The following is a 21545-nucleotide window of genomic DNA, read 5'->3' on the forward strand; positions in this document are numbered from 1 at the left end:
GACCCCGGAGTGTGCGTGCGGGACTCAGATCGGACGGCCCGGCCGGCGCACCTCGCGGTACTCCCGCATGACCTGGTCATCCTGGATCGGCGCCACCCGGTCGGCCACGACGCGGTCCCCACGGACCGGTGCGGCGACCACCGTGCGGCGGCGGCTGTTCCAGAAGTAGACGGTGGCGAGCAGGCCGGCGACACCGGCCAGCATCAGCACCCAGCCGACCACGGCCAGGTTCAGCCAGCCCAGGTCTGCCTCCACTGCGAATGCGAAGATCGCGCCCAGCGCGATCAGAAAGATGCTGCCACCAATGCCCATGTCTCGCTCCTCGGCTCTAACCTGGCGTACGGCCCGCCGCGGCCGTCGGTAGGGGTGCGGCACCCATCGACTTACCCCGGCACGGAGATCGCCAATCGGGCAAGCTGAGGGCATGACGGACACCCCAGCCGAGACACGGACACTGGTGCTGCTCCGGCACGCGAAAGCCGAGCAGGGCAGCGACAGTACGGACGACGCCGTGCGGCCGCTCACCGCACGGGGGAGCGCGGACGCGGCGGCGGCCGGCGCCTGGCTGGCTCACCACGGGCTGCTGCCCGACGTGGTGATCTGCTCGACGGTCCGACGCACGCGGCAGACCTGGCACGGGGTGGCGATGGGGATGACCGGTTCACCGCCGGAAGGCGGGCCGGCCGGTCCCCGCCCGACCGTCCACTACGAGCCGGGCGCGTACGACGCCCACCCCGAGGAGTTGTTGGCGCTGGTCCGCACCGTCGACCCGGCGGCCCGGACGGTGCTGCTGATCGCCCACAATCCGGGCATCTCGCTGCTCTCCGCGCTCCTCGACCCGGAGGGGACGGACGGGGAGGGGTTGCGTACCGCCGAGCTGGCGGTGCACCGCAGCACGCTCGGCTGGGCGGAGCTGGACCGGGCAGGGGCACCGATCACCGCTCGGCACACCGCACGCGACTGAGCCACCCGTCGATGGTCGGCGGGTGGCTCAGGCGTACGTGGCTCAGGAGGGTGGCGCGGTCGGCGGCGGCGGGTCGGGCGGCGGCGGCATCATCGCCGTCGGATGCGAGAGCCGGTTCTCCTCCACGATGAGGGTCCGGGCCCGCTTGCGCCGGTCCTGCCAGAACCAGAGCGTGGTCAGCAGCACGGCCAGCCCGGCCAGGATGAACACCCAGCCGACCGCCCGCAGGTCTATCCACCAGACGTTGGCTCTTATCGCGAACGTCAGGATGGCGCCGATCGCGATGAGAAAGATGCCGCTTCCTACACCCATGTGCGCTGCACTCCCCCGTGCGGTGGCTCTGGGCGTTCTCTGTCGTGGACACGCGACGATTACCCGCCACGCCGGCCACCTACCCGACCAGCGCTCGCCGAATACGGGACGGACGGCCCTCCGGCGAGCCCGGCATTCGCCGCTCCCGCCGGCCCGGGACGGGACCACGGCACGGAAGCGCAGACGGCTCCGGAGTGGTTCCCACGGACGGGCCCGACCCGGACATGCCGACGGCCGGCGGGACAATTGCCCCGCCGGCCGTTGGTGTCGATGCCGGGTGGTGCGACCCGGAACCTTCAGTCGTGCCGTGGCACGGTCAGAAGGCCTCCTCCGGGAGGTCCATGATGTCGAGGTCGGCGCCCTCGATGATCCGCCGGTCCGCGCCGATGCGCGGCAGCACCTCACGGGCGAAGAACCGGGCGGCAGCCACCTTGCCGGTGTAGAACGCCTTGTCGGTGGCGGAGACCTCGCCGGCCAGCGCCTTCAGCGCCACGTCGGCCTGCTTCTGCAGCAGCCACCCGACCACCAGGTCGCCGATGGCCAGCAGGAAGCGCCGGCTGCTCAGCCCGACCTTGTAGAGCGCGCGGGTGTCGCCAGCCTGCGCCTCGCCGAGCCAGCCGGTCATGACGCCGAGGATGTTCTGGACCTCGACGAGCGCCTTGCCGAGCGCCTGCCGCTCCTCCTTGAGCTGGCCGTTGCCCGCCTCAGAGGAGATGAACTCCTGGATCTCGCTGGCAACCGCCATGAGCGCCTTGCCGTTGTCCCGAACGATCTTGCGGAAGATCAGGTCGAGGCTCTGGATAGCGGTGGTGCCCTCATACAGGGTGTCGATCTTGGCGTCGCGGACGTACTGCTCCAGCGGGTAGTCCTGGAGGAAGCCGGAGCCGCCGAAGGTCTGCAGGGCCTCGTGCCCGAGCATCTCGTACGCGCGCTCCGAGCCGACGCCCTTGACCAGCGGCAGCAGCAGGTCGTTGACCCGCTTGGCCAGCTTGGTGGCCTTCTCGTCGCCGGCCGCCTCGGCGATGGCGACCTTGTCCTGCCAGGTGGCGGTGTAGAGGACCAGGGCACGCAGACCCTCGGCGTACGACTTCTGCAGCAGCAGCGAGCGGCGCACGTCCGGGTGGTGGGTGATGGTGACCCGCGGCGCGGTCTTGTCCGTCTGCTGGACCAGGTCGGCGCCCTGCACCCGGTTCTTCGCGTACTCCAGGGCGTTGAGGTAGCCGGTGGAGAGGGTGGCGATCGCCTTGGTGCCGACCAACATCCGGGCGTACTCGATGATCATGAACATCTGCCGGATGCCGTCGTGCTTGTCGCCCAGCAGCCAGCCCTTGGCCGGTACGCCGTGCTCGCCGAAGGTCAACTCGCAGGTGTTGGAGACCTTCAGGCCCATCTTGTGCTCGACGTTGGTGGTGTAGACGCCGTTGCGCTCACCCAGCTCGCCGGTGTTCTCGTCGAAGTGGTACTTCGGCACCACGAAGAGCGACAGGCCCTTGGTGCCAGGGCCACCGACGCCCTCCACGCCCACCGGGCGGGCCAGCACGTAGTGCACGATGTTGTCGCTCAGGTCGTGCTCGCCCGAGGTGATGAAGCGCTTCACGCCCTCGATGTGCCACGTGCCGTCCGGCTGCTGGATGGCACGGGTGCGGCCGGCACCCACGTCCGAGCCGGCGTCCGGCTCGGTGAGCACCATGGTGGAGCCCCACTGCTTGTCGATGAAGAGCTTGGCCCACCGCTTCTGCTGCTCGGTGCCCTCGACCTCCAGCACGTGCGCGAAGGACGGACCGGAGGCGTACATCCAGATGGGGGCGTTCGAGCCGAGCACCAGCTCGGCGAGGGCCCACCAGAGGGCGCGCGGAGCGTTGGTGCCACCCAGGTGCGGCGGCAGGTCCAGGCGCCAGAACTCGGAGTCCATGAATGCCTGGTAGGACTTCTTGAACGACGCCGGCAGCGGCGCGGTGTGCGTGACCGGGTCGAAGACCGGCGGGTTGCGGTCGCTGTCCGTGTAGCTGGCGGCCAGGTCCTCCCGGGCGAGGCGGTCAAGCTCGGAGAGGAAACTGCGGGCGGTGTCGGCGTCGAGTTCCGAGTACGGCTCCTGGCCGAACGCCTGGTCCGCCCCGAAGACCTCGAACAGGTTGAACTCAAGGTCCCGCAGGTTGCTCTTGTAGTGGGTCATGCTCGCTGGCCCCGCTTCCGGACAGGTGTTACCGATCAGTAACCCCGACTGTATTACTCGCGGGTAGGCAGCGACAAGCGGATCACGTAAGTGACGGCCATTACACACTCGCCCCGAACCGGGGGCGGACGCGTCGGCGGTCAGCTCTCGGTGGCGCCGACCTCCCAGCTCGGCACAGCCGCCGCCACACCGGTCCGCGCGCCTACGTACTCCATCAGGACCAGCGCGATGTCATCGTCGAGCCGGCCGTGCACCCACTCGACCAGGGCAGCCTCCAGCGAGGCCAGGCCATCGGCGACAGTGCCGTGGCCGAGCAGCCGCCAGGCCCGGTCGGCGGTGGGGAAGAACTCGCCATCCCGTCGAGCCTCGCCGAGACCGTCGGTGAACAGCAGCAGCCGGTCACCGGGCTCCAGGCGTTCCACCCGGGGGCGGACCACCGGCATGAACCCGAGCGGGGGCGCCGGCGCCGGCGGCTCCAGCGGGATCACCGCGCCCCGACGCAGCAGCAGCGGCGGCGGATGCCCACAGTTGACGATGGTGAGCGTGCCGCCGCGCTCTTCCACCAGCGCCGCGGTCACGAAGTCCTCGTCGCCGACGTTGCGGGCCACCGCGCGGTCCAGATCGGCGACAACGGCGCGCAGGTCGGCCCGCTCGTAGGCCACGTGCCGGTAGGAACCGAGGACGATACTGGCCAGCCGGACGGCGTCCAGGCCCTTGCCGCGCACGTCGCCGATGATCATGCGTACCCCGTACGGCGTGTCGATCGCCTCGTACAGGTCGCCGCCGATCTGAGCGGTCGCGGTGGAGGAGATGTAGCGGCCGGCCACCGAGAGCGTGCCGACCTGCGGGCCGAGCGGACGCAGCACCGCCTGCTGGGCCACCGAGGCGAGCTTGGACAGCTCACCGATCTGCTCCGTCTGCCGCTGCCGCACCGACGCCACCGCCACGGCCAGCCCGGTGGCGAGCGCGACCGCGAGCACGTTGACCGAGGTGACCAGGAACATCTTCGGCTCGACCACGGCGAAGCCGGCCCCGATCAGGGTCGCTGCGGTGCCGACTCCCAGCACCACCGGCCAGGATGCCAGGGCGGCGGCGAGGAACGGGGCGCCCACCAGCAACGCGATGTAGTGCGCCGGGCGACCGTCCGCCAACTCCACGGCCGAGACGATCGCGAGCAGAACGAGGGCCGCGCCGAGGCCGGCGCGGGATCCGGGGCTCAGCGGGCGACGGCCCGACTGGAGGAGTCGCGTGGGTACGAGGGACAGCATGCCTGATCCGCGTGAACGGTTGAATGAACCTGGCCCCTCGTCCGAGGAGGTTCTGTCCACCCGGCTCGGCTGTTCGGCCAGATCGGCGTCAGCCACGCCGGTCAGCCGAGTACCTCGTACCTGACGGTGAGCGCGCCCACGTCGACCGAGGCGATGGTGGCGAACGCGGCCCGGGAGAGGTCCAGGCAGCGGCCGTCGATGAACGGGCCGCGGTCGTTGATCCGCACCACGACCGACTTGCCGCTGTTCGGGTTGGTCACCCGGACCTTGGTGTTGAACGGCAGGGTCTTGTGCGCCGCGGTCAGCTCGTTCGGGTTGAACGACTCGCCGTTGGCGGTGAGCTGCCCCTCCGAGTAGAAGGAGGCACCGCACGAGCCGCTGTCCAGCACCTTCGGCGCCGCCGTGGTCTTCTTCGCGGTCGGGCTCGGCTTCGGCGCGGCGGTGCGGGCCTTGTTCCGGGAGGCGGCCTGCGGCGACCGGTTGGCCGACGGGCTGGCCGTCACGCTCGGCGAGGCGCTGGCGCTCGGGGAGGCCGCCGGCGAGCTGGGGGCGAGACTGCTGGCGGCGACGGTCGGGGCGAACTCGATGGCGGCCGGCCCCGGCTGCGCGGAGCCCGAGGTCAGCTGCACGGCACCGACGGTGCCCCCGACGGCGAGGGCGACGCCGACCGCCGCGGTGGCCGCGATGCCCGCCGGAGAGGAGAAGATGCGGGTACGGGAGTGCCTACCAGCCACCGGCCCGGTCCTTTCGTCGACTGAACAAACCGGGTCGGACCGTAACGAGAGAAGCACTTCCGAAGTCAACGTGATCATTGGGATATGCCCGCATTTGCACTGGTACGTGTAGCCGATCATCCGAGTCGGGATGGGCCGGCCGGCCCGGGTGCCGACCCGCCGGGCACGCGTACCGCAGGATGGACGAATGCCCGCTGACCTGACCGAACGCCTCACCACCCTGTTCCGGTGGATCGACCCCGGGCCGGGCACCAGCCACCTGGTCAGCGACATCTCCGGTTGGTGGCGGGACCCGGGGGTGCTGGCCGAACTGGGACCGGCCCTCGTGGCGCCGTACCGGACCGCCCGGCCGACCGTGGTGCTCGCCCCGGCGGTCACCGGGCTGCTGCTCGGACCACTGGCCGCCACCGCCCTCGGTGTCGGCTTCGTGGCCGCGCACAAGCCCGGCGACGGGCGGCTCCCCGCCGGGCCACTGACCTGGGCGCAGAGCCCGCCGGACTACCGGGGCCGGCAGGTCGACCTGGCCGTGCGGGACCGACACCTCGGCCCCGGCGACCGGGTCCTGGTGGTGGACGACTGGGTGCGCACCGGAGCGCAGATCCACGCCCTCTACGACATCTGCGCGGCGCGCGGCGCAGAGGTGCTGGGCGCCTCCGTGGTGGCCGTCGACTGCCCGCCCGAGGTCGCCACCGAACTGCGGATCACCGGCCTGATCGCCGGTGCGGATCTGCCGGCTTGACCTGAACCTCGGTTCAGGTCAGACGATCGACGCATGAGTAATGGGATTCTCGACGAGGCGTACGAACGGCTGCACCGCACCGGCCCCGAATACGAGGGCTGGCTGTCTAACCACGGGCCGATGGCGGTCGAGGCACTGGCCCGGCACGGGCACGAGCAGCGGGTGCACCGCTGGCTCGACGACTACCTCGGTCGCCTCGACGAACTGCCTCGGGGACTGCGCCCCCTCGACGACTGGCGGGCGGCGCTGGGAGACCCGAAGCGGGCTGGCGACTGGCTGGCCTACTTCGACCGGGAACTGCGCGAGCACCCGTGGCGGGAGGTGCTCGGCACCTGGTGGCCCCGGCTGCTGCCCGGCATCGCCGCCGGTGCCACCCACGGCGTGATCCGGGTCGGGCACGCCGTACGCGCGCTCGACTCGGCCGAGGAGAACCCGCAGCGGGTCACCGAGCTGGGCCAGGCCCTCGGCTACTGGGCGGCCCGCTGGCAGCCGGTCCCCGGCACCGACCGGCTCCTCGACCCGGCGCGTGTCCCCACCGGGCCGGACGTTGAGGGCCTGGACGTGGCCACCGCGCTGGCCGCGCTGCCCCGGATCGAGGACCGCTCCGGGGGCATCCGGGACCGGCTGGGCCGGCTGTCGGGCGTACCCCGATGGGAGCCAGCGCTGGCGGCGCTGCGCCCCGCGCGGACCCCGGCCGAGGCGGAACGGGAGCTGGCCACGCTGGTGCACCGGGCCGGCCTGGACTACCTGCGCTTCGGGCACGCCGCGCCGGTCATGCTGGTGCACGCGGTCACCGCGCCGACCGCGGTGCTGCGTACCCTGCCGGCACTGGATCGGGCGCTGTGGGCGCCGAGCCTCGCCGCGGCCTGGGCCGCGACGGCGGCCGTGACCTCGGTGTACGCCCCAGCGGACGGGATCACGGCGCCGACCGTGCCGGCCGCGACCCCGGCGGAGGTCTTCGCCCGCGCGGCCCGGCACGGTGACGCGCACGTGGTCAAGCTGGCCGATGCGGTGCTCGACGCGCACGCCGCCACCGGAGACGACCGGCTGCTCGCCGCCGCCGGCTATGCCGGGCAGCTGATCTGACAGGGCGGGCGTAATGCGGCGGCGGCGCGGGCCGCGCTGGCCTAGCCTCGGCAGGATGTGGCCTCGGATCGGTGAACTGCGCGCGCTCGCCCTCGGCACCCCCGGCGAGCTGCGGGCGACCCTGAACACCCTGGTGCTGGCCGGCGTGAAGACCGCCACGGCCGGTCGGCTCGCCGAGTACGCCGAAGAGGGCGAGGAACTGGAGCAGGTCGGCGAACGGCTGGCCCTGGTCGACGACGACGCACTGGCCGGCGTCGTGGAGATCACCGGCGTCGACGTGGTCCGCTTCGCCGACGTGCCGTGGGACTTCGCCCGCTCCGAGGGCGAGGGTGACCGCTCGATCGAGGAGTGGCGGGCCGGCCACTCGGCCTACTGGGCGCGGCTCGGCACCCCGGTCGACGACGACACCCCGATCGTCTGTCTCCGGCTGCGGCTGGTCTCCGGCGGCGAGGGCGGCGTGGCCAGCGGCGACCTCGGCACCTGATCCCTACGCCTCTGACGGCCTGGCAGGGCCGCTGGCGCTACCGGCTCAGCCGCTGGCTGCTACCGGCTCAGCGGCGCAGCTCCGGGAGCAGCCGGGTCGCCACGTCCGCCAGGACGGCCTCGTCACCGGCGTACCAACTGCTGGCCCGCGGCCAGTGCGTCACGACGTCGGTGAAGCCAAGGTCGGCGGCCCGGCCGACCTGGTCGGCGAAGAACTGCGCGCTGCTGAGCGAGAAGACCGGCGCCGCGTCCAGCGACAGGTAGCGGTCCAGTGTGGCCGGGTCGCGGCCGGCCTCATCCAGCGTCCGGTCCATCCGCGCGGACAGCGCCGACACGGTGTCCCACCAGCCGTCCACGTCGTCGGCCTCGGTGCCGGTGGTCACCCAACCCTGGCCGAACCGGGCCACCAGCCGCATCGACCGCGGCCCGTTGGCTGCCACCACGAACGGCACCCGGGGCTGCTGCACACTGCCGGGGTTGTTGCGCGCGTCCACCGCGGCGAACCAGTCGCCACGCCAGGTGGTGCCGTCCTCTCGCAGGATCAGGTCCAGCAGCTCGGTGAACTCGGCGAACCGGTCGACCCGCTGGCGCGGCGGCAGCGTCTCGCCGCCCAGCACGGCCGAGTCGAACCCGATGCCGCCCGCGCCCAGCCCCAGCAGCAGCCGACCGTCGGACACGTCGTCCACCGTGGTGATCTGCCGGGCGAACGCGGCCGGGTGCCGGAAGTTCGGCGACGCCACCAGGGTGCCCAGCCGGATCCGGGAGGTAACGGTCGCAGCGGCCGTCAGCGTGGTCATCGAGTCGAACCACGGCCCGTCCACCAGGTCCCGCCAGCCCAGATGGTCGTACGTCCAGGCGTGGTCGAAGCCCCACTCGTCGGCCTGCCGCCAGCGACGCTGCGACTCCGCCCAGCGCTGGTCCGGAAGGATCACGATGCCAATCCGCATGATCGCCAGCCTAGCCGCGCCAGCCTGCGGCCACGCACGTCACACCAGGGCTCCAGAGGCGTCAGCCGAACTTGCGGCCGCAGGTGGTCGGGGCGCTACCGAAACTCGCGCACGACCTCGATGAGGCCGACGATGTGGGCGTTGAACTCGGCCAACTCCTCCGCCGGCACCCACAACTCCAGGATCGTCCTGCCACCCGCCTGTCGTACCGGGTAGCGGCGCAGGAACTCGGACTCGACGTTGAAGCGGGTCACATAGCCGACGCCCGAGCTGGGGACGTTCCAGTCCCGGGCGATCATCACCGCGTACTCCTCGTTGAGCACCGGATAGAAGATCGGCTGGTCCGGCAGGCGCGGCGGCCACGCACGCCACCCCGACCCGCGTACGAGCTCCAACTCGGCCGGCCCCGTCGGGCGCCACAGCACCGTCGTACCGCCACCGCTGCTCATCTCGCCTCTTCCGTTCGGGTTCGTGGGAGCACGGACGGTACTGGCGGGCCGGGGACACGCACCACCTGATTCGAGGCCCTGCCCTTGGATCATCACGAGTGGCCGCCCGGCCCCGGCGGGGCGCCGGCGGCGCCGGTTCTTCGCTACCGTTCCGCTGTGGATCTACGGTCGCAACGGGTCGACACGGTACGAGCGTTCGGCACCGTGTCGCTGGTGGCCGGCTTCATGACGTCGCTGCTCACCATGTCGTCCGGCTACGACGGGCTCAAGCCCCACATCCTTGCTGCCTTCCTCATCCTGACCGGCATCGGTCTGCGGATAGAGGCGGCGATCACGGACCGGAAGTCGTAGTTCCACCGTTCCCGCTGGCCCGTAACCTCCCAACCATGTCCGTCGATCCTGCCGCTGCCCGTGCGCCCCTGGGCCGACGGCCGCGTGCCGTCTGCGCGGCAGCGATCGTGCTCGCGGTGATCGTGCCGTCCCTGGTCATTCGCGACCTGGCCGAGGCCCGATTCGGCGACGGGCCGATGGCCGACTTCAGCATGATCGCGCTGCCGGTTGCGGTGACCGCCTGGCTCGCGCCACGCGCCTCCTACCGGCGACGCGATGCCCTGCTGTGGCTGGTCGGCCCGGGTATCTACATCTTCGCGGTGATCGCCTGGCGGCTGGCCTTCGCGCCCTACCGCGACTGGACGCCTCGCCCGGATGAGGTGTCCCGCATGCGCTGGCGGCGCGGCCCCGATCACGCCGGGCTGTGGTACCTGCCGAGGGATGGCCGCCACCCTGGCCGGCCATCCGAGAATGGTCCCGCGCTCTAGCCTGGCCGGTGGCGACCCTGGAGCAGCTTGAGCGGGACGTGTGGCCGGATCCCGGCTCCGACGCCAGCTTTCTCGCCAGTTGATCAACTGGCATCGGTTGGGACAGTTGGGTCGTCACCCCGCTCCACATGATGTGACCGCCGTCACGTTGACGCCCTGTAGGCATTCTTCGGTTGGTACCGACCCATCGGTGAGCAGGCACCCGGCCGGGTGTCGCCCAACGGGAGAGGAACCAGACGAGATGACGAAGGTGACCGCTCAACTGTCGGTGTCGGTGGACGGGTTCTACGCCGGCCCCCGCTTCAGCGGCGACGGCAACTGGATGGATTCGGCCGAGAGCGCCGGATTCTTCCGGGTCACCCGCTGGGCGACCAACGCGATGGCATGGCGCGAACGGCAAGGTTTTGCCGGCGGAGAACAGGACACCAACTCCGACGTGGTCGCCGAGTCCTTCGGGGCGGCCGGCGCATACGTCATGGGGCGGCGGATGGCCGACGGCGGTGAGGTCCCCTGGGGCGAGGTGCCGCCGTTCCGCGCACCGGTCTTCGTCGTCACGCACCGCCCACGCCAGCCCCTGCTGCGCGGAGGCGGGACCAGCTTCACCTACGTCACCGATGGTGTGGCCAGCGCCGTCGAACAGGCGCGCGCCGCGGCCGGCGGCAAGGATGTCGCCGTGGCCGGAGGCGGCAGCATGGTGCGGCAGGTACTCAAGGCCGGCCTGCTCGACGAGTTGGAGCTGCACGTCGTACCGGTCGTGCTCGGCACCGGTCTACGGCTCTTTGACGCGGACCTCGACCTCGACGAGAAGGAGGCGATCGAGCTGATGCCGACCCGCGTCCTCCACACGCCGCAGGTCACCCACATCCGGTACACGGTGGGTGGTCGCGCTCCGCTCGTGCTCGACGATCGTGGCAGCGGCGGCGGCCCGACGGTGACCGAATGATCGTCAGTGGCCGGCGCCTACAGGCGTGACAGCACCAGCAACCTGTTGCCATCGGGGTCCGTAACCCGGGCGGACCGCTCACCCCACGGCTGGTCGACCGGCTCCTCGGTAACTGTTGCGCCGCCCGCACGCAGCACGGCCACGGCTGAGTCGCAGTCGTCGGCGTAAACGCACAGTTCCCAGCGGTGCGCGAGGGGAGGGCCGCCGGCCTTCGGGTCGGCGGCCAGGCCCAGCTCGCTGTTGCCCAGTCGCAGTGCGACGAACTCAGGAGCGCCGTCCTCCGGGAACCGGTAGGTCAGCTCGAAGCCGACGACATCGCGATAGAACGCGATCAGCCTTGGTAGGTCGGTCGTAGTCACGATCGGAAAAGCCTCGGTGAACACGGAACCACCTCCAAGCCGGACATTAGCCGGTGTCGGTGCCCAGCGGGAACAACCACGATCGCTCTCAGCAGTGTCATCGTCTGGTCAGAGCAGACTCAACCGGTCGAGTGCTCGTCTCGCCCCTCCACCAGGCCGCCCACGTGTTGTCCGACGCCCCGGTAACGGGCCACCGCCCGCGGCAGACCGTCGTCGTGGACCGCTTGACCAACCTCATGGTCGACGGCCTGCATCCCGGTTTCGGCGAAGACGATGCGGGCGAGCGCGTACGCCCTCGCCATGGCGGAATGAGCGCTGGCTGCGGTCGCCGTGTGCTGGTACGGACTTCGATAGAAGCGGAACTACCGGCGTACCACAGTTGCAGGGCGGGGTCTTTGAGCCACAACTCAAGGTGCGTCGGGTACCGATCTTCCTCAGCTGGGCCGATCTCCTGCTGCGCCCGCGTGACGATCCGTCGCCAGGCAGCTTCCTGCTCATCCGTGAGGTGAAGTGGTCGCAGTTCGTCGCCCTGGCCGTCATCGTCTCGACCTGACGGGAGGAAGCCGATGTCGTATCCCATGCAGGGACAGTAGGGCGGAAGCCCTAACCTGCGGACCTACCTCTACAGCACATGCCAAGATCCCCCCGTGCTCCGATCCATTGAAGTCAAGACCGTCCTGGCCCTCCCGGCTCCGCCCTTCCACAACCTCCACTGGCGCGGCAGGCTTGCGCTGAGCCTCGACTGCTTCGTCTGCCAGCGCGTCGACCGCACCACGATCTTCGAGCTGGGAGCGGAGCGGGCCGTCTGCTCGGGCGACAAGGAGACCGCTCAGCACTACACCGCCGGACGCATCGCCGCCTTCGACCACACGATCGAAGGTGAGCAAACCCGCCTGCGAGCGGTGGTGGACTACTGGTGGGCCCCCTTCCACGACGCGAAGAGAGATCAACCCGCCGCCGCCATCACCCGAACCCCCTGGGTCCGGCACTACCTTGGCTACTACTGCCCAGAGCAGCAGGAGTCAGGGGAACTCTCCACCCAGACGAACCTCGTCCGACCAGCCGCCGGATCCTGCGAACACTGTTCCGCGCCCATCATCGAGAGCCACGAGGCACCGCATATCCGGCTCCTGACCTAGCGCCTTTCTCAAAGAATCGAGCAGGTAGCGGGCACGACAGCTGCACGACCGGCATCGGTCACCCGGTCAGGGGACGGGATCAGCGGTCGTGTGCCAGTTCCTCAACCTCAGCGAGGCTGGTGACGCGATCACACTCATCTTCTGTCAACTTGTTGATCAGGGCCTTGGCGGCCTGAGCCTGCCTCGTGGTGGGCAGCGTGCCGGCAACGAGATCGGGTAGCAGGAGTTCGTAGCCGACGCGGGCCCTTGGCGAGTAGCGGCCACAAGTGCGAGCTACAGCAGCCGCGACCCTCAGCGCGTGTTCGTTTCCAGGCGGGACGTGTGGTCGGTCCACCTCTCGCGCTCCAAACCGCATTCCCTGGTAAAAGCCGCACGTTTCGCACGCGGCCGGTCCCTTGGTCAGCCTGGACCTGCAGTCGGGACAGACCAAGCGATCAAGTGCAGCGTCCACGGTCCGCCACTCTTGATCCGCCGGGTTGTTCGCCACGAGCCAAGCCAGCTCGGCTTCGTCCAGGGAGGCAGGGTCGATGTCGAGATCGTGCAGCTAGCTTTCCCATGCTCGGTCCAGCTCGGCTTCGATCTTTGTAATGACCTCGGCCAGGAGAACACTCCGCCATCTCGGGACAGGATCAGCCACAGCAGCAATCGTGGCAGCACGGTGTTCACGGTGCGAGTGCATGGGTTGGGAGGAGCGCAAGAAGGCCACGAAGCCGGCGGTGGCTTCCTCAGACAAGGCCAAGGGCAAGGCAAGAAGCGTGGCTAGTGGCCGGTGGATGACCCGCCGGGCTCTGCTGGCCGCAGCAACGTCAAAGGCCCTGGCTGGGACTCACGTCCTGACCAGGGCCCTTCGGTTGGAGCGGGTGACGGGAATCGAACCATCAACCTCGGTGACGTCCCGGGTGCCCGGCACTACTCAGCGTCGACCGACCCGCTTGTGCTTGGAACGGCCCGTGAACCCGCCGCCCCTGCTCGGAAAGCCGGACCGCCGCGGCTGCTCACGCGGAGGAAACCATTTCCGGAACGGGATGCGGGAGAGCAGCAGCGGAACCGCCACGACCAGGATCACGAACCCGGCCGCGCCCACCACGCCCTGGGTGCGGCCCCGGTGTCCGCTGAGCGCATCAAAGTCGGTGACGAAATCGTTCGGATCGCCGGGGTTCACCCAGATCAGCACCTCATCGCCGGCCGAACGGCACACCTCGAAGCAGCCGACCTCCCGCTCGTACGTCCTGCCCGCCATCTCGTACCGGAGATACATGGTGGTGGAGGTGCCACCGCGCTTCGTCACCCGGTCATAGATGACCGCCTGCGCTGGCACACCTCTGACCCGGAGTTCGGTCTTCCAGTCGTCAAGCGCGGACTGGGTGCGTATCGGCAGCCAGAGCAGCGCACCGCCGGCCACCGCCAGCAGCACACAGCCGATGGTCACCCAGACCGGGCGCCTCAGCAACATGATCACGCGGCTCACCGGCTCATCGTGCCACTCGGACGCAACCCTGGCCGAGTTCCCCGACGCCGTCGACGGGTCCGGGGCTTCGATGGGGACGCACCGAGGACGTGACACAGGGGCCTCTGGCAGGCCAGTGGCGGGTGGCATGATCGTTGACCTTGGAACGTCGAAGGCCCCGGCTGGGACTCACGTCCTGACCAGGGCCTATCGCTTGGAGCGGGTGACGGGAATCGAACCCGCACTGTCAGCTTGGGAATCGGTTTGATCTACACCGTGCGTAGCCGTATTGCCTCCCGAGCGAGAACAGAGCGTTCAGCTTGTAGCCGCCGAGGTGCCGTTGCGGACCGGTATTGACCGCTGCATCGGGCATGCATCGGGCACGCGAGCGGTCCCGGTGGCATCCCTGTGCTCTTGTGACAGCTGGGCGGCAGTGCCCTCGGGTCAGTCTTCGTCGTCTAGGAGTCCGGCCCTGGTCGGCACGCCGGCCACACCCCGCCTTGGGCCGTGGATCTCCCGCCTGAAAGCACGAGGCTGCGGACTTCGGGCTTCGGCAGGAACTAGTGACGACGTGTGCCGGGGTCCAACTGATGACCCTCGTTCGTTCCGCGAGGCATGTAGCTAAGGCCGCTGCCCTGTGCGACGGCTCAACGTTGGTCAAACGAACAAGGATCCCAAACTCACCTTCGGGTGATGAGGCGGGCGATTATCTGCTTCCTCGCCTGACGACTCCGGTTCTGGTACTAAATTCGCCTTCATGCCCACCCCGGATAGCACGGCATGAAGGAGACATAGTGATCTCGCGAAGGCAGTTGCTGATCGCAGGTGCCAGCAGTGCAGCCCTGCTGGTCGCTCCGCGTGGGGCATGGGCGGCGCCCATTCGGCTGGCGCAGCCGCTACTCGATCCCACGACCATCCAGAAGTACGTGACGGACTTGCTGATCCCGCCAGCCATGCCACCGGCGCGGAAGCACGGCAAGCACAAGATCGAGGAATATCTGATCGGGGTGCGGCAGTTCTCGCAACAGGTCCTGCCGCCGGGTCTGCCCAGCACGACGGTCTGGGGCTACGGCTCGGCCGTGCACAAGGGGATTTTCAGCTTCCCGTCGTTCACGATCAACGCTCGGGTGGACCACCCAGTGCGGGTGACTTGGATCAACCAGCTGGTCGACAAGCGGGGGAAGTTCCTGCCGCACCTGCTGCCGGTCGACCCAACCCTGCACTGGGCCAACCCCCCGGGCGGGATCGCCGGACGGGACTCCACGCCCACGTTCACCGAGACGCCCGGCCCGTACACCGGTCCCGTGCCGATGGTCGTCCACCTGCACGGCGGGCACAGCCGAGAAGAGAGCGACGGGTACCCGGAGGCGTGGTTCCTGCCGAGTGCGAAGAACATCCCCGCCGGCTTCGCGACGGTGGGCAGCTTCTATGACGAGTTCCGGCAGAAGTTTGAGCGGCGACACGGGATCAAGTGGAAGCCGGGGACCGCCACCTTCCACTACGACAACGACCAGCGGGCGACCACCGAGTGGTTCCACGATCACACCCTGGGCATGACCCGGCAGAACGTGTACGCCGGCCCGGCCGGCTTCTACCTCCTCCGGGGCGGCAAGTCGGACCTGCCCCCCGGCGTCCTGCCCGGTCCCGCCCCCGCGATCGGTGACAAGCCCGGCACCCGCTACTACGAGATCCCGCTGGCCATCCAGGACCGGTCGTTCAACCCGGACGGCTCGCTCTTCTACCCGAGCACGCGGGCGTTCTTCGGCGACTGCACCAATCCGGCCGACTACATCCCGAATGGCGACGTGCCGCCGATCTGGAACCCCGAATTCTTCGCGAACACGACGGTGGTCAACGGGCGGACGTGGCCGAAGCTCAAGGTCGAGAAGCGACGGTACCGGCTGCGCCTGCTCAACGGCTGCAACTCGCGTTTCCTCGTCCTGAAGATCGCGGCGAACCCGACAGCCCCGCGACCTGCCGCCGTGGCCCTGCCGATGTGGCTGATTGGCACCGACGGCGGCTTCCTGCCCAAGCCGGTGCGGCTCGATCAGATCCTGCTCGGCAATGCCCAGCGGGCGGATGTGATCGTGGACTTCACCGACGTGCCGGCAGGCACTGAGCTGTTCCTCATCAACGAGGGGCCGGACGGGCCGTTCACCGGCGTGCCTGCCGACGACGGGTTCGCGGACGTCAACACAACCGGACAGGTGATGAAGTTCGTCGTCGGGCCCCGGATCGGTGCGGACAAGAGCGTCCCGCCGGATCAACTCCGCCTGCCCAAGTTCACACCCCTGGGCACGGCGACCAACACCCGCCGGCTCTCGCTCAACGAGCAGGTTTCCTCAACCGATTGCGGCCCGATCGCGGCCCTGCTCGGCACCGTCACGGCCGGCGGCACGGCCGTACCGCTGCGGTGGGACGATCCGATCACCGAGAACCCGGCACTCAATTCCACAGAGATCTGGGAGCTCGACAACCGGACGATGGACGCGCACCCTATCCACATCCACGAGATCCAGTTCCAAGTGGTCGGCCGCGGGGCCGACGGCAACCAGCCGCCGAGCGCGCAGGAAAGCGGCTTCCTCGACACCGTGATCGCCCTGCCGGGTGAGATCACCCGGATCAAGGCTCTCTTCGATCTGCCCGGCCGTTACGTGTGGCACTGCCACATCCTGGAGCACGAGGACAACGAGATGATGCGGCCGTACTTCGTCGGGCGACCGAAGGGCGGGCCGGCAACTGGTGACGGTGGTCGCGCCAGTGGCCCGAACGTGGCGGGCGCCATCGCCGGAGCGGCGGGGCTGTCCGCCGCCATCGGCGCTGCCGCGCTGGCGGCCACCTCACGGAAACCGGACACAGCCACCCCGATCTAGTCGCCAACCAACTGAAAGTAGTGATGGAAGGCCCTGGCTGAGAATCATTCCAGCCAGGGCCTTCCCGCCTAACTCAGCGCCCGGCCATCCCGTCTGCCATCGACCCGCCCTCCTGGGGAGCGGGCCGGCGCCCGGCCCGCCATGTCAAGCGGACCTTGTCGGCTCGTGCGGGCGCTGGCGGGTCGGGCGGTGGTCTGCTCCGCTTGCCCGGGTCGATGGCAGACGGGATGGCCTACCGCAACCACCCACGGACCCGGCGGCGGCCGACGGTCTTCAGCCATCCTGGAGCCGGAGCGCCCCCGCCGGAGGCGCAGTAGCCGCAACCCTGCGGCTGCTTCCAGGTCGCCGACGCGGCCGGCGTGCCCTCCCGTACGCCGCGCGGGATGTTGGCCGCGCGGCCCGGCCGGCTGCCGGCCCTCACGCCACCAGTTAACGGTCTGTCGTTCTGCGGCGGCCCTCCTGGCTTCCCGCTGTCCGCGCCAGCCGCCGGGCATCAGGCGTGACGGCCGCAGAGCGCCAGCGGCAGCGGCCGGCGCGCGCCCTGGCGGCGGCGCGTGCGGCCCGTTGCGGGCCGCCTTGGTGCCCACTTCCTCAACGACCTGACCCCCGGTGCTATTCGGGCCTGGCGTGCTGACCTCCTCGCCGATGGAGTGAGCGCCACCATGACGGCCAAGGCGTACCGCCTTCTTCGCGCCGTGCTGAACACCGCCGTCGACGACGAACTCATCCGGCGCAACCCCTGCCGCATTCAGGGCGCCGGCATTGAACGGCCGACCGAACGGCCGACCGCCACCGTCGCCCAGGTCTTCCAGCTCGCCGACATCGTGCCCCGACGCCTTCGCGTCCTCATCTTGCTGGCCGCCTTCGCCAGCCTCCGCTACGGAGAGCTGGCGGCCCTGCGCCGTCGCGACTTCGACCCGCGCTGTCGGACCCTGACGGTCCGCGCGACTCTGGTCGAGCGCCAGGACGGCACCCTGACTTTCGGCCCGCCCAAGACTGATGCCGGCCTGCGAACCATCACCATCCCTGCGGCGATACGTCGCGATGTGCTCGCACACCTGAACGCCTTCGTTGACGAGGACCAGGACGAGCTCGTCTTCACTGGCGCAACCGGCGCGGTCCTGCGCCGCTCCAACTTCCAACGCACCAGCAACTGGCGGGTGTCAGTGGCAGCGGCCGGCCTACCCGGCTTCCACTTCCACGATCTGCGGCACACCGGTAACACCCTCGCCTCGCGGACCGGGGCAAGCCTCGCCGACCTGATGGCGCGCATGGGCCACGCCTCGACCCGCGCCGCGATGATCTACCAGCACACCGCCCGCGAGCAGGACGAGCAGATCGCCGACGCGCTCAGTTCGCAGATCAAGAAGAGTCAGGATCGGGCACGTAGCGGGCACGGCAAGCGCAAGAAGTGATAGCAACGAATGAGGCCCCAGTCAGGAAACATGTCCTGACTGGGGCCTCACGGTGGAGCGGGTGACGGGAATCGAACCCGCACTGTCAGCTTGGGAAGCTGATGTTCTGCCATTGAACTACACCCGCAAGCGGCACCACTGTACCCGAGTCACCGAGCCCGTGCACCCAGGCACCCCCGCGCGCCGGTCCACCGCACCGGCCTCGCCGCACGGGTCACGGACGATCACCCCTTGGCCGTGTACCGCGCGGCGTAGCTCTCCCGCGTACCACCGGTGCCGGCTCCGTCACGACGGAGCCGGCACCGGCGTCTTTCCCTAGGACCGGGTCGGTGGGCCGCGGTCAGGCGGCCGATCGCTGGACGTCACGGCTGCGACGGACCGGGCGGCTCTGCGGTAAGGCGGTCTGCTCGGACGCCGCGGGCGGGGCGTGCGGGTCGAGCCAGACCTGAACGGCCGGCCCACCCGGAGCGCCACCCGGGACACCGGCGCTGTGCTGCTCGCGACGGGCCAGCATCGCCACGTCGACGGTGAACTCGAACAGCCGCCAGTCGACCTGCGGGGCCGCCCGGGCACTGCGCGCCAACTGGGCCACCCGGGCCGGGTCGGTCACCGGCCAGGCGCGCCCCGCCACGTACGCCTCGTCGTCGCTCTCCTCCGGGGGGAACGAGTGCAGCGCGTAGCGGCCGTCCCGTTCGAGGTCGCGACGCTTGGGCGAGTCGACGATGAAGCAGAACAGCCCTTCGTCGGTGATGACCGGGGAGACCGGATGGACCCGGGGCCCGCCGTCGGCGCGGACCGTGGCCAGGTAGCCGAAGCCCGGCCCGTACTGCTGGAGGAGAACGCGGATCCCGTCGGCGAGTCGGGGCTCGTCGGCGGCGAAATCGGACCAGGAAGCCATGCAGGCATTCTATCGAACAAATGTACGAGTAGCGACCTCGACGCGCTGGTCACCGGCACCGGATCCGGCCGTTGCCGCCAACGCCGCTATGGTGGTCCGATGCTGCTCTCCGACCGCGACCTGGTCTCCGAGATCAAGGCCGGCACGCTGGGCCTGGAGCCGTTCGAGCCCACCCTGGTCCAACCGTCCAGCATCGACGTACGACTCGACCGGCTGTTCCGGGTCTTCAACAACCATCTCTACACGCACATCGACCCCGCCATGCAGCAGGACGACCTGACCTCGGCGGTGGAGGTGCCGGACGGCGAGCCGTTCGTGCTGCACCCGGGGGAGTTCGTGCTCGCCTCGACGCTGGAGGTCATCTCGCTCGGCGACCAGCTCGCCGGCCGGCTGGAGGGCAAGTCGAGCCTGGGCCGGCTCGGCCTGCTCACGCACTCCACCGCTGGGTTCATCGACCCGGGCTTCTCCGGTCACGTGACGTTGGAGCTGTCGAACGTGGCGAACCTGCCGATCACCCTCTGGCCGGGCATGAAGATCGGGCAGCTCTGCATCTTCCGGCTCTCCTCGCCGGCCGAGCACCCGTACGGCTCGGTGGTCTACGGCTCGCGCTACCAGGGTCAGCGCGGGCCGACGCCGAGCCGCGCCTGGCAGAACTGGCGCGCCTGGCCCACCCGCTGACTCGGTAGGGCACGACGGACAGACGACGAGGGCCCGCCGCGACAGATCGCGACGGGCCCCCGATCATCCGGGATCAGCCCGGGCGGCCGTAGCTGTGGATCGGGCCGTCGTCGACCTTCTTCATCTTGACGGGTTGGCCGGCCTGCGAGGCGTGCACAACCCAGCCATTGCCCACGTACATCCCGACGTGGTGGATGTCGCTGTAGTAGAAGACCAGGTCACCGGCGCGCAGGTCGGCCCTGCTGACGTCCTTGGTCACCCGGCTCTGCTGGGCGGCGTTGTGCGGCAGCGACACCCCGGCCTTGGCCCAGGCGGCCAGCATCAGCCCGGAGCAGTCGTACGAGTTCGGGCCCTCGGCGCCCCAGACGTAGGGCTTGCCGATCTGGGCGCAGGCGAACTTCACGGCCACGCCGGCACCGCCGCCGGGGTAGCTGGCCGGGCAGGGCGCCGGACGCAGCGGACCGCCGCCGCCGTTGCCGTACACCTTGAGGCGCAGCTTCTGCAGCCGGTCGATCTCCTCGTTGATCTGCTTCTTCTTCGCGGCCAGCTGGGCCTCGGTCCGGGTCAGCTGGGTCACCATCTCGTCCAGCGGCGCCTTCTGCCGGGCCAACTCGTCGCGCAGGTCGGCGACCTGCCGGACGTCCTGCTGCTGGTTGTGCGCGAACCGGTCGAGCATCTCAAGCTGACCGACGACCTCGCTGGGCGATCGGCTGCCCAGCACCGCGTTGACGGTGGAGACGTTCTCGCCCTTGTACGCGCGGACGGCGAGGGCACTGACCTTGTCCATGGCAGCGTCGACCTGGCGCTCCAGTGGGGCGATCCGGGCGGCCAGCGCGTCGGCCTGCTTGCGCTTGACGGCCAGGTCGGCCCGGGTGGCGTTGTGTCGTTCGATGATCGGTTCGAGCTTGTTCCAGTCGGCGTCGATCTGGCGCTCGATCTCGGCGACGGACGGGTCCGCGTGGGCCGCCGTGGCGCTGCCGGTCAGGACGACGGCGACGCCGACCAGTGCGGCGAGAGCGGTGGTGAAGCGGGACCAGCGTGAGCGCGGCACGATCGACGTCGGGCCGGCTGACGCCGACCGCTCGGACGACGGCCGCGGGGCATGGAGTGCCACCGGGTTCCGTACTCCTTCTTCCTGACCGCCTACCGGGTTAGCTGACGGGTTCGGGCGGGAAGTTGGCGCCCTACCGCGATGGCCGCGGATTCACCCCGGGAAAACCTGGGTCCCCGGTTCGCTCGGAAGCGACTCGGCGGTGTCGGTCCGTCACCACCCGGGTTGGGCGGAACTGCTATCGGGCCGACGAATGACCAGAGTAGAGACGGCTGTTACCGATCCGCAACCCGTGGGGCCGTGACACTCCGTACCGGTTGGAAGGGGTCACGGACCGTACGCGAAGATTTCTTTCCGAACGCTTCGATAGATGGAAAGGTATTGACGCGAGCTCCCGGACGGCGCGAAGGTGACCTCACCTGCACCCGCGATATCTAGGGGGTTCGATGCACCATTCAGCCCTGTCGACCGGCCGGCGCGCACTGCTCGCCGCCGCCGTGGTCGCCGCCGCGACCGCGGTGCCGCTACCTTCGGGCCCGGCCGCCGCCGCGCCCACCGCCGATCGCCAGCAGCAGTACGCCGCCGCGGCGACCGAGTACGGCGTGCCGACCGTCGTGCTGCTCGGCGTCTCCTATCTGGAGTCCCGCTGGGACAGCAACGCCGGCACACCGAGCACCAGCGGCGGCTACGGCCCGATGCACCTGACCGACGCCCGGCACGTGGCCGCCCTACCCGGCGGCCACCACGACGCCGGCACCGAGGACCCGCG

General features: G+C 69.9%; 24 protein-coding genes, 1 tRNA gene and 1 riboswitch. Of the genes, 12 read left to right on the forward strand and 13 right to left on the reverse strand.

Annotation, left to right across the window (positions count from 1 at the left end):
• Window positions 1–24: 24 nt before the first annotated feature.
• Window positions 25–312, reverse strand: a complete 288-nt coding sequence (locus OG990_RS28950) for a DUF6458 family protein (protein ID WP_355600985.1) — start codon at window positions 310–312, stop codon at window positions 25–27.
• 112 nt (window positions 313–424) lie between these two features.
• Between OG990_RS28950 and OG990_RS28955 the strand changes: the two genes are divergently transcribed.
• A complete protein-coding gene (locus tag OG990_RS28955; RefSeq protein WP_386986028.1) occupies window positions 425–964 on the forward strand; it encodes a SixA phosphatase family protein in 540 nt (179 codons plus the stop codon).
• A 42-nt stretch (window positions 965–1006) separates the two neighbouring features.
• On the opposite strand, the gene OG990_RS28960 is transcribed toward OG990_RS28955, so the two are convergent.
• The 4 genes from OG990_RS28960 to OG990_RS28975 form a co-directional block, all read right to left on the reverse strand.
• The gene (locus OG990_RS28960; RefSeq protein WP_074315731.1) at window positions 1007–1276 is read right to left on the reverse strand and encodes a DUF6458 family protein; all 270 of its coding nucleotides are present in this window, start codon (window positions 1274–1276) and stop codon (window positions 1007–1009) included.
• Between the two features lie 316 nt (window positions 1277–1592).
• Window positions 1593–3449 carry an acyl-CoA dehydrogenase gene (locus OG990_RS28965; protein WP_386986030.1) on the reverse strand — a complete coding sequence of 619 codons (1857 nt, stop codon included), beginning with the start codon at window positions 3447–3449 and terminating at the stop codon, window positions 1593–1595.
• 140 nt (window positions 3450–3589) lie between these two features.
• Window positions 3590–4717 carry a PP2C family protein-serine/threonine phosphatase gene (locus OG990_RS28970; protein ID WP_355600989.1) on the reverse strand — a complete coding sequence of 376 codons (1128 nt, stop codon included), beginning with the start codon at window positions 4715–4717 and terminating at the stop codon, window positions 3590–3592.
• A 101-nt stretch (window positions 4718–4818) separates the two neighbouring features.
• Window positions 4819–5451, reverse strand: coding sequence for a septal ring lytic transglycosylase RlpA family protein (locus OG990_RS28975; protein WP_406077784.1), 633 nt, complete (start codon window positions 5449–5451; stop codon window positions 4819–4821).
• A 187-nt stretch (window positions 5452–5638) separates the two neighbouring features.
• Between OG990_RS28975 and OG990_RS28980 the strand changes: the two genes are divergently transcribed.
• The 3 genes from OG990_RS28980 to OG990_RS28990 are packed head-to-tail and all read left to right on the forward strand — an operon-like array spanning window position 5639 to window position 7760.
• Complete coding sequence (locus tag OG990_RS28980) at window positions 5639–6190, forward strand: phosphoribosyltransferase family protein (protein WP_406077785.1); 552 nt, start codon at window positions 5639–5641, stop codon at window positions 6188–6190.
• Between the two features lie 33 nt (window positions 6191–6223).
• A complete protein-coding gene (locus OG990_RS28985) occupies window positions 6224–7276 on the forward strand; it encodes a questin oxidase family protein (RefSeq protein ID WP_406077786.1) in 1053 nt (350 codons plus the stop codon).
• A gap of 55 nt (window positions 7277–7331) precedes the next feature.
• Window positions 7332–7760 (forward strand): ASCH domain-containing protein, encoded by a 429-nt coding sequence (locus tag OG990_RS28990; protein ID WP_406077787.1) that lies wholly within the window; start codon window positions 7332–7334, stop codon window positions 7758–7760.
• Between the two features lie 67 nt (window positions 7761–7827).
• Here the strand turns inward: OG990_RS28990 and OG990_RS28995 are convergent, their stop codons facing one another.
• Together OG990_RS28995 and OG990_RS29000 are read right to left on the reverse strand one after the other, a co-directional pair.
• The gene (locus OG990_RS28995) at window positions 7828–8706 is read right to left on the reverse strand and encodes an LLM class flavin-dependent oxidoreductase (protein ID WP_406077788.1); all 879 of its coding nucleotides are present in this window, start codon (window positions 8704–8706) and stop codon (window positions 7828–7830) included.
• Between the two features lie 95 nt (window positions 8707–8801).
• Window positions 8802–9155, reverse strand: coding sequence for a hypothetical protein (locus OG990_RS29000; protein WP_406077789.1), 354 nt, complete (start codon window positions 9153–9155; stop codon window positions 8802–8804).
• 156 nt (window positions 9156–9311) lie between these two features.
• Between OG990_RS29000 and OG990_RS29005 the strand changes: the two genes are divergently transcribed.
• From OG990_RS29005 to OG990_RS29015, 3 genes are all read left to right on the forward strand, one after another.
• Window positions 9312–9506, forward strand: coding sequence for a hypothetical protein (locus tag OG990_RS29005; RefSeq protein ID WP_355601001.1), 195 nt, complete (start codon window positions 9312–9314; stop codon window positions 9504–9506).
• 35 nt (window positions 9507–9541) lie between these two features.
• Window positions 9542–9973, forward strand: coding sequence for a hypothetical protein (locus OG990_RS29010; RefSeq protein ID WP_406077790.1), 432 nt, complete (start codon window positions 9542–9544; stop codon window positions 9971–9973).
• 241 nt (window positions 9974–10214) lie between these two features.
• Complete coding sequence (locus OG990_RS29015; protein WP_406077791.1) at window positions 10215–10916, forward strand: dihydrofolate reductase family protein; 702 nt, start codon at window positions 10215–10217, stop codon at window positions 10914–10916.
• A gap of 17 nt (window positions 10917–10933) precedes the next feature.
• Here OG990_RS29015 and OG990_RS29020 read toward each other — a convergent pair whose 3' ends face one another.
• Both OG990_RS29020 and OG990_RS29025 read right to left on the reverse strand, forming a co-directional pair.
• Window positions 10934–11275, reverse strand: a complete 342-nt coding sequence (locus OG990_RS29020; RefSeq protein ID WP_406077792.1) for a VOC family protein — start codon at window positions 11273–11275, stop codon at window positions 10934–10936.
• A 119-nt stretch (window positions 11276–11394) separates the two neighbouring features.
• Window positions 11395–11577, reverse strand: coding sequence for a hypothetical protein (locus OG990_RS29025; RefSeq protein WP_406077793.1), 183 nt, complete (start codon window positions 11575–11577; stop codon window positions 11395–11397).
• 110 nt (window positions 11578–11687) lie between these two features.
• Between OG990_RS29025 and OG990_RS29030 the strand changes: the two genes are divergently transcribed.
• Together OG990_RS29030 and OG990_RS29035 are read left to right on the forward strand one after the other, a co-directional pair.
• Window positions 11688–11828, forward strand: coding sequence for a hypothetical protein (locus OG990_RS29030; RefSeq protein ID WP_406077794.1), 141 nt, complete (start codon window positions 11688–11690; stop codon window positions 11826–11828).
• A 94-nt stretch (window positions 11829–11922) separates the two neighbouring features.
• Entirely contained in the window at window positions 11923–12414 is a 492-nt protein-coding gene (locus OG990_RS29035; RefSeq protein WP_406077795.1) for a hypothetical protein, read from the forward strand.
• A 913-nt stretch (window positions 12415–13327) separates the two neighbouring features.
• Here OG990_RS29035 and OG990_RS29040 read toward each other — a convergent pair.
• Complete coding sequence (locus OG990_RS29040) at window positions 13328–13882, reverse strand: DUF3592 domain-containing protein (protein WP_406077797.1); 555 nt, start codon at window positions 13880–13882, stop codon at window positions 13328–13330.
• Window positions 13883–14655: 773 nt separating this feature from the next.
• Here OG990_RS29040 and OG990_RS29045 point away from each other — a divergent pair.
• Window positions 14656–16734: a multicopper oxidase family protein gene (locus tag OG990_RS29045; protein WP_406081927.1), complete on the forward strand. Its 2079-nt coding sequence runs from the start codon at window positions 14656–14658 to the stop codon at window positions 16732–16734.
• A gap of 662 nt (window positions 16735–17396) precedes the next feature.
• Window positions 17397–18149 carry a tyrosine-type recombinase/integrase gene (locus tag OG990_RS29050; RefSeq protein WP_406077798.1) on the forward strand — a complete coding sequence of 251 codons (753 nt, stop codon included), beginning with the start codon at window positions 17397–17399 and terminating at the stop codon, window positions 18147–18149.
• Between the two features lie 53 nt (window positions 18150–18202).
• On the opposite strand, the gene OG990_RS29055 is transcribed toward OG990_RS29050, so the two are convergent.
• Both OG990_RS29055 and OG990_RS29060 read right to left on the reverse strand, forming a co-directional pair.
• A tRNA-Gly gene (locus OG990_RS29055) sits at window positions 18203–18276 on the reverse strand.
• A 213-nt stretch (window positions 18277–18489) separates the two neighbouring features.
• Complete coding sequence (locus OG990_RS29060) at window positions 18490–19047, reverse strand: pyridoxamine 5'-phosphate oxidase family protein (protein ID WP_406077799.1); 558 nt, start codon at window positions 19045–19047, stop codon at window positions 18490–18492.
• Window positions 19048–19146: 99 nt separating this feature from the next.
• Here OG990_RS29060 and dcd point away from each other — a divergent pair, with 99 nt between their 5' ends.
• Window positions 19147–19725: a dCTP deaminase gene (gene dcd, locus OG990_RS29065; protein WP_328422181.1), complete on the forward strand. Its 579-nt coding sequence runs from the start codon at window positions 19147–19149 to the stop codon at window positions 19723–19725.
• 73 nt (window positions 19726–19798) lie between these two features.
• On the opposite strand, the gene OG990_RS29070 is transcribed toward dcd, so the two are convergent.
• Entirely contained in the window at window positions 19799–20839 is a 1041-nt protein-coding gene (locus OG990_RS29070; RefSeq protein WP_355601018.1) for an NlpC/P60 family protein, read from the reverse strand.
• Between the two features lie 12 nt (window positions 20840–20851).
• Window positions 20852–20988, reverse strand: a riboswitch (cyclic di-AMP (ydaO/yuaA leader).
• Window positions 20989–21545 lie beyond the last annotated feature (557 nt).

It is taken from the genome of Micromonospora sp. NBC_00858 (assembly GCF_045207365.1).
In the GTDB taxonomy this organism is placed as follows: domain Bacteria; phylum Actinomycetota; class Actinomycetes; order Mycobacteriales; family Micromonosporaceae; genus Micromonospora.

Bases quoted from the DNA above. Each gene is read 5' to 3' on its own strand.
- OG990_RS28950 (WP_355600985.1), bottom strand. From the start codon at position 312: ATGGGCATTGGTGGCAGCATCTTTCTGATCGCGCTGGGCGCGATCTTC.
- OG990_RS28955 (WP_386986028.1), top strand. From the start codon at position 425: ATGACGGACACCCCAGCCGAGACACGGACACTGGTGCTGCTCCGGCAC.
- OG990_RS28960 (WP_074315731.1), bottom strand. From the start codon at position 1,276: ATGGGTGTAGGAAGCGGCATCTTTCTCATCGCGATCGGCGCCATCCTG.
- OG990_RS28965 (WP_386986030.1), bottom strand. From the start codon at position 3,449: ATGACCCACTACAAGAGCAACCTGCGGGACCTTGAGTTCAACCTGTTC.
- OG990_RS28970 (WP_355600989.1), bottom strand. From the start codon at position 4,717: ATGCTGTCCCTCGTACCCACGCGACTCCTCCAGTCGGGCCGTCGCCCG.
- OG990_RS28980 (WP_406077785.1), top strand. From the start codon at position 5,639: ATGCCCGCTGACCTGACCGAACGCCTCACCACCCTGTTCCGGTGGATC.
- OG990_RS28985 (WP_406077786.1), top strand. From the start codon at position 6,224: ATGAGTAATGGGATTCTCGACGAGGCGTACGAACGGCTGCACCGCACC.
- OG990_RS28990 (WP_406077787.1), top strand. From the start codon at position 7,332: ATGTGGCCTCGGATCGGTGAACTGCGCGCGCTCGCCCTCGGCACCCCC.
- OG990_RS28995 (WP_406077788.1), bottom strand. From the start codon at position 8,706: ATGCGGATTGGCATCGTGATCCTTCCGGACCAGCGCTGGGCGGAGTCG.
- OG990_RS29000 (WP_406077789.1), bottom strand. From the start codon at position 9,155: ATGAGCAGCGGTGGCGGTACGACGGTGCTGTGGCGCCCGACGGGGCCG.
- OG990_RS29010 (WP_406077790.1), top strand. From the start codon at position 9,542: ATGTCCGTCGATCCTGCCGCTGCCCGTGCGCCCCTGGGCCGACGGCCG.
- OG990_RS29015 (WP_406077791.1), top strand. From the start codon at position 10,215: ATGACGAAGGTGACCGCTCAACTGTCGGTGTCGGTGGACGGGTTCTAC.
- OG990_RS29025 (WP_406077793.1), bottom strand. From the start codon at position 11,577: ATGGCGAGGGCGTACGCGCTCGCCCGCATCGTCTTCGCCGAAACCGGG.
- OG990_RS29050 (WP_406077798.1), top strand. From the start codon at position 17,397: ATGACGGCCAAGGCGTACCGCCTTCTTCGCGCCGTGCTGAACACCGCC.
- OG990_RS29060 (WP_406077799.1), bottom strand. From the start codon at position 19,047: ATGGCTTCCTGGTCCGATTTCGCCGCCGACGAGCCCCGACTCGCCGAC.
- dcd (WP_328422181.1), top strand. From the start codon at position 19,147: ATGCTGCTCTCCGACCGCGACCTGGTCTCCGAGATCAAGGCCGGCACG.